Consider the following 14,626-nt stretch of genomic DNA (forward strand, 5'->3'; position numbering starts at 1 on the left):
CGCTCAGGCGAGCGGCCTGGTCGTCCACTTGCCGGGGTCGGAGCCGAGGAAGGTGATCCGGCGGTAGAGCCCGGCGAGCCCCCCGGCGGCCTGGAGGCGCTCCAACGTCCTGCCCGCCGCCTCGATGCGGACGCGCCGTCCCTCCGCGTCGAAGACGATGAGCCTCTGCCCGCCCCCGTCGACGTCGAGGTCGGGACCGGAATGCGGCAACCGGCTGTCCTGCGCGGGGTCGCCGTCCACGGTGGTGTTGGTTCCGTAGAACCTCCTGTCGCCGGCGTCGGCGGGGCGGATCTCCAAGCGCAGGTAGTCGTTCGGCATCCGCGGGTCGCCCGGGGTGGTGCGATGCCCGAGATCGAACTCCACGCCCTGCGGACGCCGCGTCACCGAGGCACCCAGGACCTCAAGCCCTCCCGGGACCCCGGTGACGCGCACCGGGAACGCCGCCGGTTCGTCCTGGAACCGCACCCCCGCCGCGATGCGCAGGACGGTCGCGCTGTCGGCGATCCCGCGGTCGCCGATCGACAGCACCACCCAGCGCCCCTGCCGGTTCTGCCAGCTGAGCTCCGCTGCGTCCTCCCCGGAACCGCCCGGCTCGACCGTCCAGTACGCGACGCGGCCGTCGACGAGCTCCACCGACCGCCAGCCCTTCTTCGGGACCTTCGGCATCGCCTCGGTCCCCGGTGCGTACAGGGTGAGCTCCACGGCCTTGGGCTTCCGGTCGGTTCCGGCCTTCAGCAGGAAGACGGGCTCGGTCTCCCCATCGTCGCCCCCGCTGGCCCCCGTCTGCCCGTAGCCCCGGGGCAGCCAGCCGAACGCCGCCTCCGCGGTCAGCGGGCTGGGATAGCCCGTGGCCTGCACCACACCGTTCTCGCCTCCGCCGCCGGGAAGGACCGCCGCCGCGGCTCCCGTGCCGACGGCCGCCGCCACGATCACCGCTGCCGCCGACCTCCGCGCCCGCCGGACACGCCGTCCCCTGCGCACGGCCGCCGCGGCGTCCACCGTGGTCGCCGGACTGCCCGCCGCGGCGATCCGCTCCAGCCCGTCCCGCAGCTCGTCCTTCAGGTCGTCCATGTCTGGGCCTCCTCACTCGGCTCGGGCCGCAGCGCGCGGCGGAGCGCGTCCAGGCCGCGCGCGGTCTGGCTCTTCACGGTCCCCGTGGAGCAGTGGAGGACGTCGGCCGCCTGCTCCACCGACAGATCGCAGTAGAAGCGCAGGACGACGGCCGCGCGCTGGCGGGGCGGCAGCGCCGCGAGCGCGGACCGCAGGTCCAGCCCGGCGGCGTGGTCGGCGCCCTCGTCCACCGCGTCCGGCACCGCCTGCCCGACGCGGACGCGCCGCCACCAGCCCCCGCGCTGCTCGGCCAGGTACACCCGGACCAGCACCGTCCGGGCGTACCCGTCGACGTTCTCGGCCGCCGACGCCCGCCGCCAATGGACGTACAAGCGCGTGACGGCGGTCTGGACGAGATCGTCCGCCCGGTGCCAGTCCTGGCACAGCAGGTACGCCACCCGCCTCAGCCAGGGCGTCCGCGCCGCCACGTAAGCCGTGAACTCCTCGTCCCTCGTCACCATGGACGGCGACCCTCTCCTCGGCGACTCCACACCCCCTTGATGCGTCCGGCACCCCCGGAGGTTGCACGCCCGAGCCTGCGGCGGTCAGTGGGGGTACTGGCGCGGTGGGCGGGGACGGCCGGCTCCCGCGCGGAAGTCCTCGATGCGGGAGCTGATCTGCCGGATGACCCGGGTGTCCTCGATGCGGTCGAGATAGAGGTTGTGCCGGGCCAGGCCGTCCAGGTCGACGGCGAAGTACACGGCCATGAGGGGATTGATGAACAGTTCGCTGCCGCGCGTCCGCTCGGTGAAGCGGACATCACCGAAGGCGCCCCGCAGCGCGGCGGCGATCGAGCCGTTCACGATGCTCGGATACGCGGGCGTCGCCTCCCGCGCGTACTCGACCGCGTCCAGATAGAGGGCGCCCTCGCGACTGCCGGACGGAATGGACAGCGCCCCCAGGTAGGCGCCGTCGCGCTCCAGGGCGGCGAGGTTCTCCAGGACGTGAGCGTGGCTGACGCCGTGGTAGGCGTCCACGCCGAACCCGAGCGAGACCACGACCTTCTCAGGCACGTCGAGGCCGTGGACGGCGCCGAGGCTCGCCATGTCCTCCTCGGGGGTGCCGAGTCCGTGTTCGTCACCGCGCAAGAGGATGTCGGTCCCGCCGTCCACCAGGACGATCGCGTCGATCCCCAGCCGCCCGACCAGAAATCTGTAGGCGGCACGGAGCGGCTGGACGCCGAGCTTAGGAAAGGCATGGACGGTGGACGGCAGGCCGTGGAGATCGAGCCAGCGCGCGAGAGCGCCTTCAGGGAAGTAGTCGTCGAGGCTTCGGCAGTCCGGCGTGATGGCGGCGACGTCGATGTCCAGCCATGTGTCGGAGGGAAGGCCGTAGAGGTTGCTGAACGACAGGTTGGCCAGGTGGACGTCCTTGCCTTCGTCCATCAGCGCGAGTGCCAGGGGCAGGCCCGCGTAGACGTCGAAGCCGCCTCCCGCGCCCGCGATCAGGATGGAGCGCGCCTTCTTCAGGCACGTGAACAGGGGTGGTTCCCGGAGCGAGAACATCCCGCGAACATACCGGGGCTTGGGGCGGTCGGCGGTGTGTCAGCGGGGGCGGAGGCCGTCCATGAGGAGGTCGAGGATTCGTCCGGCCTGCGGATCGGGCGCGGTGACGGTCTGCGTGATGCCGGCGAGGGCGACGAGGACGTCCGACGGATCGGCGTCCGGGCGGAGCGTCCCGGCGGCGGCGCCCGCGCTGAGGAGGTCGTTGAGCGCGGCCGCCATCCGGTCGCGGCTCTCGGCGAACGGGTCGCCGCCCGAGGCGATGACCTGCCGCAGCGCCTCGGCCATGTCGCGCTTGGTGGACATGTAGGCGACGAAGCGGTCCATCCACGCCCGCAGCGCCTGGTCGGGCGGCAGCTCGTCCAGCAGTTCGGCGGCCGCGTCGCAGAGCCGCCCGAGCTCGTTGCGGTAGGCGGCCTCCACCAGCGCCTCGCGGGTCGGGAAGTGCCGGTACAGGGTGCCGATGCCGACGCCCGCGTCCTTGGCGATCGCCTCCAGGGTCGCCTCGGAGCCCTCCGCGAAGGCCCGGACGGCCGCCTGGAGCACCCGCTCGCGGTTGCGCCGGGCGTCGGCGCGCAGGGGCCGTGCGGAAGTCCTCGGTTCGGACGGCATAGATCTCCTCGGCGCGGCGTTATCCGGAGGACCCTCCGAATATCCGAAGGAGCTCCACTTCCATGACATCACTCATCAGCACGCCGTTCGACGCCCGGTCCACCGCGGCCGAGGTCATCGACGGCGTCGACCTGACCGGACGGCGGGCCGTCGTCACCGGCGGCGCGTCCGGGATCGGGGTCGAGACCGCGCGTGCCCTCGCGGGGGCGGGCGCGGAGGTCACGCTGGCCGTCCGCGACGTCGCGGCGGGCGAGCGGACCGCCGCGGAGATCGCCGAGGGGACCGGCGGGCCGGTCCTGGTCGCGCCGCTGGACCTCGCCGACCGGGCGTCCGTGGGCGCGTTCACCGCCGCCTGGGACGGTCCGCTGCACATCCTCGTCAACAACGCGGGCGTCATGGCCGCGCCCGAGAGCCGCACGTCCGAGGGGTGGGAGCTCCAGTTCGCCACCAACCACCTCGGCCACTTCGCGCTGGCCACCGGCCTGCACGGCGCGCTCGCCGCGGAGGGCGCCCGCGTCGTCTCGGTCAGCTCCAGCGCCCACCTGCGCTCGCCCGTGGTGTTCGAGGACGTCCACTTCGAGCGGCGGCCCTACGACCCGTGGCTCGCCTACGGGCAGTCCAAGACCGCCAACGTCCTGTTCGCGGTCGAGGTGACCCGCCGCTGGGCCGGGGACGGCATCGCGACCAACGCGCTGATGCCCGGCGGGATCCGCACCCGGCTCCAGCGCCACGTCACCGACGAGGAACTGGCGCGCCTGCGCGCCCAGGCCGGGGCCGGCGCCCCGGACTGGAAGACCCCCGAGCAGGGCGCCGCGACGTCCGTCCTGGTGGCCGCGTCGCCGCTGCTGGACGGGGTGAGCGGCCGCTACTTCGAGGACTGCGCCGAGGCCGCCCCGAACGAGCCGGGCAGCCCGCGCGGCGTGGCCGCGTACGCGCTCGACCCGGAGGCCGCCGAACGCCTGTGGGACCTCTCCGTCGAGACCCTGGCCTAGTAGGGGGACGGGCCGCCGAACATCTCGCTGAGGCGCGGCGCCAGCTCGAAGTCGCCGCGGAGCTTGAGGCGGCCGTCCATGAGGAGGGACGCGGGGTTGGCGTCACCGGCGAGGATCCGGAGGAAGTCGGCGGCCCCCACGATGAGGGTGAGGGCGGCGTCGTCGGCCCGGCCCGGCTTCGCCCGCGCCCGGCGGTCGCCGACCTCGACCGTCCAGGCGGTCGCCGGACGGCCGTCGCGGGTGAGGCGGAACTCCAGCTCGCCCCGGAAGCCGCCCGAGGCGGACGGGTCGTAGGCGCGGGCCATCCCGGCGAAGAGGACCCGCTGGGCGCCCGGCCCGAAACGGCGCTCGATCTGCGCGTCCGAGCGGCCATGGACGAGCCGGTAGAAGCCCTGCGCGGCGCGCTTGCGCCCGGCCGCGCGGACCTCGTCGCGCAACGGCCGCCGCGGCCTCGACGACCGGGACCCGCGCAGCGCCCGCGACACCTCGGCGTCCTCGTCGATGCGGTAGCCGGGCGGCAGCGTGCGGGCGGGCCTGCGGCGGGCGAGGGCGGCCTCGATCGCCGGGGCCAGCCGCTCGGCCTTCGCTGCCTCGCGCTCCTCGCGTCCCTCGGTGAAGCGCGGCAGGATCGCCTTGCCGAACAGTTCGAGGCTCTCGCAGATGTGCTCGTGCCGGTTCGGGCCCGCCTGGAGGACGAACGACACCTGGTCGACCCCGGCGGACTCGTAGCGGCGGATCAGGTCGGCGACCTGGTCGGGGGTGCCGACGGCGCCGCGGAGGGAGCCGACGTTGACGTTGAGCGCCTCGGCGTTCGCGATGATCTGGTCGCGGTCGAAACCGCGGGCGGCCCGGCGCTCCTCGAACTCGCGCCAGACGTCCGTCCGCCCCGGGTCGTGCGGCGTCGTCCCGTAGTAGTGGGCGAGCGCGAACCCGAAGAAGTGGGCGCCGTCGATGCCCCGGTCGATCGCCGTGGCCTCGTCCTCGTGCAGCATCATCGGCAGGACGACGGTCACGTTGGGGTTCACCGCGAAGCCCGCGGGGACGCACTCGTCCGAGGCGATGATGCGGTAGTACTCGTCCACCCACCTGCCCGCGTCCTCGGGTTCGACGAAGGAGAACGACAGGGCGCCGATGCCGTTCCTGGCGGCGAAGTGGATGGTCTCCCGGCGCGAGCACGCCACCCAGAGCGGCGGATGCGGCTTCTGGACGGGCTTGGGGATGACGTTGCGCGGCGGCATCCGGAAGTGCGGCGAGCTCCACCCGGCAAAGGGCTCCTCCACGAACATGCGGGTGACGGCGTCGATCGCGTCCTGCCACTGGGCCCGCTTGTCCGTCCGCCGGACCCCGAAGCCGCCCAGCTCGGCACTCGAACTGGCCTCCCCCGTCCCGAAGTCGACGCGCCCGTTCGACACGAGATCGAGCGTGGCGATCCGCTCGGCGATCCGGGCGGGATGGTTGATCGCGGGCGGCAGCTGGACGATGCCGTGGCCCAGCCGTATCCGCTTCGTCCGCTGCGACGCCGCCGCGAGGAACACCTCCGGCGCGGACGAGTGGCTGTACTCCTCCAGGAAGTGGTGCTCGACCTCCCAGACATAGTCGAAGCCGATCCGGTCGGCGATCTCGACCTGCTCCAGCGCGTCCTGGTAGAGCCGCAGCTCCTGCCCGTCCGCCCAAGGACGCGGCAACTGGTGCTCATAGAAGAGTGAGAAGCGCAACTGCGGGACCTCCTGGGCTTGTGGCCTGCGCGAACGCCGTTTGGAGCGGCCGCACCGGGCCTTCATCGCCACACTTCACCGAGTTGGACGCCGCGTCAACAGGGGTGTTGTGACCAAGCGCTCGCTTGACTGAGGCTCGGGTCGCGCGGGAACGTGGGGGTGATCACGGACGGGAGGGAGAGCGATGGCGCCGCTCGACGGGCTGCGGGTTCTCGACCTGACCATGTGGCGGCCCGGGCCGTACACGACGCAGCTGCTCGGCCAGCTCGGCGCGGACGTGATCAAGGTGGAGCCGCCGGGCGGCGAGCCGATGCGGATGTTCCGCGGCCACTTCGACCTGCTCAACCGGCACAAGCGGAGCGTCGCGCTGGACCTGAAGTCGCCGGACGGGCTGGCGCGCTGCCGGGAGCTCGCGGCGGGCGCCGAGGTGTTCGTCGAGGGCTTCCGGCCCGGGGTCGCCGAGCGGCTCGGGGTCGGGCACGAGGCGCTGCGCGCGGCGAACCCGGCGCTCGTGTACTGCTCGATCTCCGGGTACGGGGCGGAGGGGCCGCTCGCCGACGTCCCCGGGCACGACGTCAACTACCGCGCCTACGCCGCCGCGCTGCCGCCCGACGCGGGCTCCCCCGCCGCCGACGAGCTGCCACTCGCGGACATGGCGGCGGCCACCATGGCCGCGTTCGCGATCACCGCGGCGTGCCTGAAGGCCCGCGCGACCGGGATCGGCGACCGCGTCGACCTCGGCATGGCGGACGTGCTGGCCCACTGGATGGGCACCGTCCCCGAGGCGGCCGCGCGGTCCGCCGGCGGGCCCGTGCCCGGCTACGGCGTCTACCCCGCCAAGGACGGGCGGAGGATCACGCTCGGGGTCGTCTCGGAGCAGCGGCTCTGGGCCTCGACGTGCCGCGCCCTCGACCTGGACGACCTCGCCGGCGTCCCGTTCGCCGAGCGTCTCCGCCGCGTCGGGGAGCTGGACGGGGCCGTCGCCGCCGCCGTCGCGCGGCTGCCCGCGGACGAGGCCGTCGAGCGGCTCACGGCGGCCGGGGCGCCCGTCGCGCCGATCCTCGACCGCGCCCGGATGCTGGACCTCGACCACTTCCGCGTCCGCGACGTCCAGGGCTCGGGACCGGTGCGGACGGCCGTCCATCCGCCGCTCGCGGGCGGGACGGTCGCCGAGCTGGACGAGCACCGCGGGCAGGACTGGCGGGCCCGGGACGATCTCACGGACTGAAATACGGGTGGGAATGTCGTATCCGTTTGGCATGCTGGTGGCGTGACTGCGCGTGCGATGAGTCCTCTGCTGGTCGGCAGGGCGGCCGAGCTCCGCGAGCTGGAGGACGCGCTCGCCGCGGCCCCCGGGGCGGTGCTCGTCGGGGGCGAGGCGGGCCTCGGCAAGACACGCCTCATCCGCGAGTTCGGTGCCGCGCTGGCCGAGCCCGCGATGCCGGGCGGGGCGCCGCGTGCCCGGCTGCTCGTGGGCGGCTGCCTGGAGCTCGGCTCCGACGGCCTGCCCTTCGCCCCGTTCACGACCGTGCTGCGCGGGCTCGTCCGCGACATCGGCATCGACGGCGTCGCCGGGCTCGTCCCGCGCGGCGACACCGCGTGCCTCGCCCGGCTGCTGCCCGAGTTCGGGGAGCCGGAGTCCGACGCCGCCTCGGGCGAGGAGCGCGCCCGCCTGTTCGAGGTTGTGCTGACCCTGCTGGAGCGGCTGGCCGAGCAGGGCCCGGTCGTCCTCGTCATCGAGGACGCGCACTGGGCCGACCGCTCCACTCGCGACCTGCTGACGTTCCTCATCCGCAACGTGAGCGCGGCGCCGCTGCTCATCGTCGCGACGTACCGGGCCGACGAGCTGCACCGCGCCCATCCGCTGCGGCCCGTGCTCGCCGGGCTGGAGCGCGTCGACCGCGTCCGGCGGCTGGAGCTCACCCGGCTGTCGCGCGCCGACGTCGCCGCGCTCGTCGCCGGCACGCTCGGCCACGCGCCGCCGCCCGGCCTCGTCGACCGGATCGCGGCGCGCAGCGAGGGCAACCCGCTGTTCATCGAGGCGCTCCTGGACGACGACGGCACCCTCGCCTGCGAGCTGCCCGAGTCCCTGCGCGACCTGCTGCTCGCCGGCGTCCAGCGGCTGCCCGAGGAGACCCAGGACGTCCTGCGCGACGCCAGCGGCGGCGGCACCCGCATCGAGCACGCGCTGCTGGCCGCCGTGTCCGGGCTCGACGACGCCGCGCTGACCCGGGTGCTGCGCCCCGCCGTCGCGGCGAACGTCCTCGTGGTGGACGGCGACGGCTACGCGTTCCGGCACGCCCTCATCCGCGAGGCCGTCCACGACGACCTCCTGCCCGGCGAGCACACGCGCCTCCACACCCGCTACGCGGAGGCCCTGGAGAACGACCCCGGGCTCGTCCCGTCCGGGCGGCTGTGGGTGGAGCTCAGCCACCACTGGAACGCCGCGCACGACTCGACCTGGGCGCTCGTCGCGTCCTGGCGCGCCGCCGCCGACGCCCGCAAGGCCCTCGCCTACGCCGAGTGCCTCACGATGCTGTCGCGCGTCCTCGAACTGTGGGACCGGGTGCCGGACGCGGCGGAGCGCATCGGCGCCGACCACGTCAAGGTGCTGGAGGACGCCGCCACCGCGGCCGACTTCGCCGGCGAGTACGACCGCGGCATCAAGCTCGTCACCGCCGCGCTCGACGAGGTGGAGCGCGGCGGGGCCCGCGACACGGCCCGCTGGGCGTCGCTGCTGGAGCTGCGCGGCCGCATGTCCCACCAGATGGCCCGCCCCGGCTTCGTCGAGGACCTGCGCGCCGCCGCGGCGGCGCTCCCGGCCGACCCGCCGACCGTGCTGCGCGCGCGGGTGCTGGCGACGCTCGCCCAGTACGTCCGCCTGACGACCGACATCGACGGCGCCCGCGCGGCCGCCGAGGAGTCGCTCGCCATCGCCCGCCGGCTGGAGGACCCCCTCGCCGAGGCGCAGGCGCTCATCACGCTCTTCTGCGTCGACATCGACTACGAGAAGGACGCCACGCGGATCACCGAGGTCAGGGACGTCGCGGAGCGCAGCGGCGACCACCGCGCCATCCTCCGCCGCAGCGTCATCGAGTCCCACTTCCTGGAGGGCGCGGGACGGCACGAGGAGGCCGCCGCCGTCGCCGCGCGCGGCAGGGAGCTCGCCCGCGAGTACGGCGTCACGCGCACGCAGGGCACGTTCCTGTCCATCAACCAGACCGAGCCGCTGGTGTCGCTCGGCCGCTGGGACGAGGCGCTCACCGTCCTGCGCAACGCCATGGACCAGGAGCCGTCCGTCACGATCCGCACCTCGCTCCTCGTGCTGTGGGGCATGGTGACGCTCGCGCGCGGCGACGTGGAGGGCACCCGGGAGCCGCTGACGGCCGCCCGGGAGATCGTGGCCCTCAAGATGAACTGGCTCAAGACCCAGGACTACTTCGCCACGCTGCGCCTGGAGGGGCTGGTCGCGCTGGCCGAGGGCCGCCCCGCCGACGCGGTCGCGGCGGCGCGCGAGGTCGTCAAGCGGCCGGGCCTGCCCGACGACGCCCGCTACGCCTGGCCCGTCCTGGTGATCGGCGCGGCGGCCTGCGCCGAGCTCGCCGCCGCCGGGCAGGACGCCTCCGACGACCTCGCGCGGATGGAGGAGCGCGCCGCCCAGGTGCACGTCCAGGGCCCGTTGCAGGGCGCGTACGCGCTGACGTTCGCGGCCGAGGCGGCGCGGGCCCGCGGCGTCCTCGACCGGGACGCGTGGGACACGGCCGCCGCCGCGTGGGAGGCGCTCGGCAACCCGTTCCACCGCGCCGAGGCGCTCACCCGCGCCGCCGAGGCCGCGTTACTGGACGGCGACCACGAGGCCGCCGCCGACCGGCTGTGCGTCGCCGCCGCCCTCGCCGCCGGCCTGCGCGCCGAGCCGCTCGCCGCGCGGATCGACGACCTGCGCCGCCGCACCCGCGGGCCGCGCCGGAACGGCGCCGACGACGCCGTCCCGCTCGGCCTGACCCCGCGCGAGTACGAGGTGCTGCGCCTCGTGGCGGAGGGCCGCAGCAACCGCGACATCGCCGCGGCGCTGTTCATCTCGGTGAAGACGGCGAGCGTCCACGTCTCGAACATCCTCGGCAAGCTGGAGGTGGCGAGCCGCGGCGAGGCGGCGGCGACCGCGCACCGCCTGGCCCTGTTCCCCGGCCAGAACCGGCAGCCCGCCCGCCGCTGAACCCGGTCGGGGGCGCCGTCACGGCCTGTGGACTTGCCTGGGTCCGGTGGCGGGGGCCTCCCCTCCCCGGCTCCCGCCACCGGACCGTCGGGCCACACGGGAACTTCAGTGGCTGGCCTTCGGGGTCGCGGTCCGGGGAAGCAACCGGTGCTTCTCCGCTCGGAGGAGCGGCCCGCGGTCCGTCCGGCCACTGTCCAGTCTGCTGGGCGGACGCCCGCCGCGCATCGGGAGACATCCCGATATCCGCATACCTAGAGAGCGCGCCGACCCCGCATCACCGCCGAAATCGGGGCCCACCGGACCGTGGGACGACCGAAGCGGAGAACACCGGCGAGCCGCATCGAGCCGGGTGTACGGGCCTCCACTGAGCCGACCCGGCGACCGGAGCGCGAAGAGAGGGCGAAGAGAGGGCGGAGCGAACGGGCGCCGCGGGAACGCGAAGGGGACGGGGCGCCTCGGATAACGCGAAAGGGACGGGCGCCGAGTGGCGGGCCCGTCCCCTTCGGAACGTCGTGTGTCAGCGCGGGACGCGCGCCACGCAGAACACCGTCTGGCCGAACGGCGGCCGGACGAGCCGCTCGATGCCGCGGGTGAGCGGCACGACCGTCCGGTCGTAGATCTTGACGAGCCGCGGGTCGGGGTAGCCGGCGCCGCCGCGGCGGACCGCGAACCACCAGGCGATGCCGCCGAGGAAGTTGATCGGCTTCAGCACCTCGGGGACCAGCCCCGCCGCGCGCACCGACGCCTCCAGCGTCGCCGGCGTGTACCGGGTCACGTGCCCGACCTTGCGGTCGAAGTCGCCGTAGAGCTGCATGTAGCCGGGGACCCAGATGACGATCCGGCCGCCGGGCAGCGTGACGGCGCCGAGGTCGCGCAGCGCCTGGACGTCGTCCTTGATGTGCTCCAGGACGTTCATCATCACGACGGTGTCGACCTTCTGCCGGATCTCCACCTCGGCCGGCAGCTCCAGGTCGAGGACCTCGACGTCGTCGTCCTGGTCGTAGCGCTTGCGGAGCTGCTCCACGCAGTACGGGTCGTTGTCGCTGACGGCGAGGTAGTCGAGCCGCCCCGCGAACTGCTCGGAGAAGTGCCCGAGCCCGGAGCCGATCTCCAGCAGCGAGCGTCCCACGTACGGGGCGACGGTGTCGTACTCGTACTTGCGGTAGTTGCGGGCCTCGTCGCCGCCCAGGTGGTTTTCGAGCGCTCCCTCGCCCGCCGCGGGCTGGACGACCTCGCCGTCGCCCGCGGTCCTGATCACGGTTCCGGGTTTCGGCCTGGTGCCGAGGAAGTTGAGGAGGGTGCCTGCGATGGAGTTCTTCTGACCTGGTGGCTGCATACTTCCCGCTCGCTGGGTGCGTGGGCGTTCGGATGTCTTCGCCGGATCGAGGAGTCCTGTCCCCCCGGGACGGTCCGATCTCAGGCGCAAGGTCGGGACAGTCTACCCATCCGTACGAGCCGCCGACGCAGAGCGTTCAGTTTCGCGCGTGGCCTGGGCTTATCCGATGGTCCGGTGCACGGTCTCCAGGGTGCTCGGGCCCGGTTCGGACGGTGCGATCCACGGGCCGGGGATGGACGGGTCGAGGACGCCGTCCTCCACCCAGGCGAAGTCGCCCGCGAGGACGGCCCGCGCGAGCCTCGCGTCCGTCGCGTCCGTGTTGCGCCACAGTCCCTCGAAGAGCTCCTCCACGCGGACGCGGGCCTGCCGGCAGAACGCGTCCGCGAGCAGCACCGCGGACGGGCCAGGCTCCGTGGGCGTTCCGGATTCCACGGACGCTTCAGATTCAGCGGACGTTCCGGGCTCCGTGCGCGGTCCGGCGATCGGGCCCTCCGGTGACGCGTCGGCGTGCGCGCGGACGCACACGGCGCTCATCGCGTACAGCTCGGCGCCGATGTCGACCATGCGGCCGAGGAAGCCCTGCCGGTACTCCAGGCCGCCCTGCCAGCGTCCGGCCGCGTAGAAGATGGACCGCGCGAGCTTGCGGGACGCGCGCTCGACGTAGCGCAGGTGCTTGCCCAGCGGGCCGAACTCCGCGTACGAGTTCGGGCGCTGCCCGGCGCCGGTGACGAGCGTCGGGAACCAGCGCGCGTAGAAGCCGCCCGCCCGCGCCGCCGCCCGCGCCTTCTGCCCGGCGGAGGCGTCGGGGTCGATGACGTCCCCGGCGACCGACAGGTGCGCGTCCACCGCCTCGCGGGCGATGAGCAGGTGCATGATCTCGCTGGAGCCCTCGAAGATCCGGTTGATGCGCAGGTCGCGCAGCACCTGCTCGGCGGGCACGCCGCGCTCGCCGCGGGCCGCGAGCGACGCGGCCGTCTCGTAGCCGCGGCCGCCGCGCAGCTGCACCAGCTCGTCGGCGACGCGGCAGGCCATCTCCGACGACCACAGCTTGGCGAGCGCCGCCTCGATCCGGATGTCGTTGCGCTCGTCGTCGGCGAGCTGCCCGGACAGGTCGAGCACGGCCTCCATCGCGTAGGCGGTGGCGGTGATGAACGCGATCTTCTTGGAGACGGCCTCGTGCTCGCCGACGGGACGGCCCCACTGGACCCGCTCCCGGGACCACTCGCGGGCGATCTTCACGGCCCACTTGCCGGCCGCGGCGCAGGTGGCGGGCAGCGACAGCCGTCCCGTGTTCAGCGTGGTCAGCGCGATCTTCAGGCCCGCGCCCTCCGTGCCGATGAGGTTCGCGGCGGGGACGCGGACGTCGGCGAAGCGGGTGACGCCGTTCTCGATGCCGCGCAGCCCCATGAACGCGTTGCGGTGCTCGACGGTGATCCCGTCGGACGCCATGTCGACGATGAACGCGGAGATGCCGCCGCGGTGCCCGTCCGACTTCGGGACGCGCGCCATCACGACGACGAGGTCGGCGACCACGCCGTTCGTCGTCCACAGCTTGACGCCGTTCAGCACGTAGGAGTCGCCGTCGGGGACGGCCGTCGCGCGGAGCCGCGCCGGGTCGGAGCCGACGTCGGGCTCGGTGAGCAGGAACGCGCTGATCTCGCGGGCGCAGCGCGGCAGCCACGTCTCCTTCTGCTCGTCGGTGCCGAACAGCTTGACGGGCTGCGGGACGCCGATGGACTGGTGCGCCGACAGCAGCGCGCCGAGCGCCGGGCTGACGGAGCCGACGACCATGAGCGCCCGCCCGTAGTAGTACTGGCTGAGCCCGAGCCCGCCGTACCGCTCGGGGACCTTCATGCCGAGCGCGCCGAGCGCCCGCAGGCCCTTGACGACCTCGTCGGGGATGCGGGACTCGCGCTCGATCAGCGCCGGATCGATCCTGGTGGCGCAGAACTCGGTGAGCCGGGCGAGGAACTCCTCGCCCTTGCGGCGCGCCTCGTCCTCGGGACGGGGGTGCGGGTGCAGGAGGTCGAGGCGGAAGTCGCCCAGGAAGAGCTGCTTTCCGAAGCTGGGCAGCCGCCATTCGGTCTCGCGCGCCTCTTCGGCGACCTTCCGGGCGGTCCGCTCGTCGACGGGACTCGGGCTGCGACTCGGCTGGCTCATGCCGGCTCCTTCGAAGCGACTTCCCTGTGCCCTGAAGTTACTCTCCGGTTGTACCTATGAGTAGTCCCGCGCGGCATTCTGGCGTGGCGTATGCGATTCCGAGAGGTTCCGGAAAATCGCCCCAGACGGGCACGGAAAGTGGTCCAATGGTGCGGATATCGCCGACGGCCTTGACCCGACCGGGCCAGAGGGGTTCGCTGTGCGTGATGGACGAGACACGCAGACCCACCCTCATCGCCTCAGTGCAGCGCGCACTGCGGCTGATGGAGGTCGTCGCGTCGCATCCGAGCGGGGCTCCCGCCAAGCAGCTCGCCCGCGAGGCGGGCCTCCCCCTCGCCACCGCCTACCACCTGCTGCGCACGCTCGCCCATGAGGGCTACGCGACGCGGCTGTCCGACGGCGTGTGGGTGCTCGGCGAGCGCGTCCAGGAACTGCACGGCCGCAGCCGGGCGCAGCAGCTGCTCGCCGCCGTCCGGCCGACGCTGTCCGCCCTGCGGGACGAGCTCGGCGTCGCGGTGTACTTCGGCATGCGGATCGACGGTGAGATCCGCGTCATCGACATCGCCGACGGCCCGCGCACCCCGCGCGTCGACCTCGGCGTCGGGTTCGAGGACGCCGCGCACGCGACCGCGCTCGGCAAGTGCGTGCTCAGCCAGCTCGACGACGACCACCGCCGCGACCACCTGGCCCGGCACCCGCTCGTCGACCTGACCCCGCACACCATCACCGAGCCGCGCCGCCTGCTGCGGGCGCTCAGCACGCCCGGCGGCCTCTCGCTCGACCACGAGGAGTACGCCCTCGGCACCGGCTGCGCCGCCGTCCCGGTCACCGACGCGACCGGCGCCGTCGGCGCGCTGGCGATCTCCTGCCGGCCGGGCCGGCTGCCGCGCATCCAGGCGTCCGCGCACCGGCTCCGCGACACCGCCGAACGGATCCAGCGCACCCTGGCGCTCGCCACCTGACGGCCGGCGGCTGATCCGCCCTTT

General features: G+C 73.9%; 11 protein-coding genes. 4 read left to right on the top strand and 7 right to left on the bottom strand.

The window, feature by feature from the left end; genetic code table 11:
* Window positions 1-3: 3 nt before the first annotated feature.
* The 4 genes from E1300_RS06940 to E1300_RS06955 all read right to left on the bottom strand — a co-directional run bounded on the left by E1300_RS06940 (window position 4) and on the right by E1300_RS06955 (window position 3,224).
* Window positions 4-1,071 (bottom strand): hypothetical protein, encoded by a 1,068-nt coding sequence (locus tag E1300_RS06940; protein WP_131756041.1) that lies wholly within the window; start codon window positions 1,069-1,071, stop codon window positions 4-6.
* On the bottom strand, window positions 1,059-1,571 hold the full coding sequence (locus E1300_RS06945; protein WP_131756042.1) for a SigE family RNA polymerase sigma factor: 513 nt from the start codon (window positions 1,569-1,571) through the stop codon (window positions 1,059-1,061). Before E1300_RS06945 ends, E1300_RS06940 begins: the two co-directional genes overlap by 13 nt.
* A gap of 84 nt (window positions 1,572-1,655) precedes the next feature.
* A complete protein-coding gene (locus E1300_RS06950) occupies window positions 1,656-2,615 on the bottom strand; it encodes a DUF1152 domain-containing protein (RefSeq protein WP_131756043.1) in 960 nt (319 codons plus the stop codon).
* Window positions 2,616-2,654: 39 nt separating this feature from the next.
* Entirely contained in the window at window positions 2,655-3,224 is a 570-nt protein-coding gene (locus E1300_RS06955; protein ID WP_131756044.1) for a TetR/AcrR family transcriptional regulator, read from the bottom strand.
* 62 nt (window positions 3,225-3,286) lie between these two features.
* Between E1300_RS06955 and E1300_RS06960 the strand changes: the two genes are divergently transcribed.
* Window positions 3,287-4,216 (top strand): SDR family NAD(P)-dependent oxidoreductase, encoded by a 930-nt coding sequence (locus E1300_RS06960; protein WP_131756045.1) that lies wholly within the window; start codon window positions 3,287-3,289, stop codon window positions 4,214-4,216.
* On the opposite strand, the gene E1300_RS06965 is transcribed toward E1300_RS06960, so the two are convergent.
* Complete coding sequence (locus E1300_RS06965; protein WP_131756046.1) at window positions 4,213-5,931, bottom strand: LLM class flavin-dependent oxidoreductase; 1,719 nt, start codon at window positions 5,929-5,931, stop codon at window positions 4,213-4,215. The two genes, E1300_RS06960 and E1300_RS06965, sit on opposite strands and share 4 nt — an antisense overlap.
* A gap of 184 nt (window positions 5,932-6,115) precedes the next feature.
* Here E1300_RS06965 and E1300_RS06970 point away from each other — a divergent pair, with 184 nt between their 5' ends.
* Together E1300_RS06970 and E1300_RS53330 are read left to right on the top strand one after the other, a co-directional pair.
* Window positions 6,116-7,159 carry a CaiB/BaiF CoA transferase family protein gene (locus E1300_RS06970; RefSeq protein ID WP_131756047.1) on the top strand — a complete coding sequence of 348 codons (1,044 nt, stop codon included), beginning with the start codon at window positions 6,116-6,118 and terminating at the stop codon, window positions 7,157-7,159.
* 57 nt (window positions 7,160-7,216) lie between these two features.
* On the top strand, window positions 7,217-10,144 hold the full coding sequence (locus E1300_RS53330; protein WP_131756048.1) for a helix-turn-helix transcriptional regulator: 2,928 nt from the start codon (window positions 7,217-7,219) through the stop codon (window positions 10,142-10,144).
* 517 nt (window positions 10,145-10,661) lie between these two features.
* Here the strand turns inward: E1300_RS53330 and E1300_RS06980 are convergent.
* The gene (locus E1300_RS06980; protein WP_131756049.1) at window positions 10,662-11,480 is read right to left on the bottom strand and encodes a class I SAM-dependent methyltransferase; all 819 of its coding nucleotides are present in this window, start codon (window positions 11,478-11,480) and stop codon (window positions 10,662-10,664) included.
* Between the two features lie 159 nt (window positions 11,481-11,639).
* Window positions 11,640-13,640: an acyl-CoA dehydrogenase family protein gene (locus E1300_RS06985; RefSeq protein ID WP_131756050.1), complete on the bottom strand. Its 2,001-nt coding sequence runs from the start codon at window positions 13,638-13,640 to the stop codon at window positions 11,640-11,642.
* Window positions 13,641-13,846: 206 nt separating this feature from the next.
* On the opposite strand from E1300_RS06985, the gene E1300_RS06990 reads away from it, so the two are divergent.
* Complete coding sequence (locus tag E1300_RS06990; protein ID WP_131756051.1) at window positions 13,847-14,602, top strand: IclR family transcriptional regulator; 756 nt, start codon at window positions 13,847-13,849, stop codon at window positions 14,600-14,602.
* Window positions 14,603-14,626: the final 24 nt, after the last annotated feature.

Origin of the sequence: Actinomadura fibrosa, from assembly GCF_900659615.1 — a bacterium.
GTDB classification, from domain to species: Bacteria; Actinomycetota; Actinomycetes; order Streptosporangiales; family Streptosporangiaceae; genus Spirillospora; species Spirillospora fibrosa.

Excerpts from the sequence above, each read along its gene's own strand:
- E1300_RS06945 (WP_131756042.1), bottom strand. The coding sequence starts at position 1,571 with ATGGTGACGAGGGACGAGGAGTTCACGGCTTACGTGGCGGCGCGGACG.
- E1300_RS06950 (WP_131756043.1), bottom strand. The coding sequence starts at position 2,615 with ATGTTCTCGCTCCGGGAACCACCCCTGTTCACGTGCCTGAAGAAGGCG.
- E1300_RS53330 (WP_131756048.1), top strand. The coding sequence starts at position 7,217 with ATGAGTCCTCTGCTGGTCGGCAGGGCGGCCGAGCTCCGCGAGCTGGAG.
- E1300_RS06990 (WP_131756051.1), top strand. The coding sequence starts at position 13,847 with ATGGACGAGACACGCAGACCCACCCTCATCGCCTCAGTGCAGCGCGCA.
- E1300_RS06980 (WP_131756049.1), bottom strand. The coding sequence starts at position 11,480 with ATGCAGCCACCAGGTCAGAAGAACTCCATCGCAGGCACCCTCCTCAAC.
- E1300_RS06985 (WP_131756050.1), bottom strand. The coding sequence starts at position 13,640 with ATGAGCCAGCCGAGTCGCAGCCCGAGTCCCGTCGACGAGCGGACCGCC.
- E1300_RS06970 (WP_131756047.1), top strand. The coding sequence starts at position 6,116 with ATGGCGCCGCTCGACGGGCTGCGGGTTCTCGACCTGACCATGTGGCGG.
- E1300_RS06955 (WP_131756044.1), bottom strand. The coding sequence starts at position 3,224 with ATGCCGTCCGAACCGAGGACTTCCGCACGGCCCCTGCGCGCCGACGCC.
- E1300_RS06960 (WP_131756045.1), top strand. The coding sequence starts at position 3,287 with ATGACATCACTCATCAGCACGCCGTTCGACGCCCGGTCCACCGCGGCC.
- E1300_RS06940 (WP_131756041.1), bottom strand. The coding sequence starts at position 1,071 with ATGGACGACCTGAAGGACGAGCTGCGGGACGGGCTGGAGCGGATCGCC.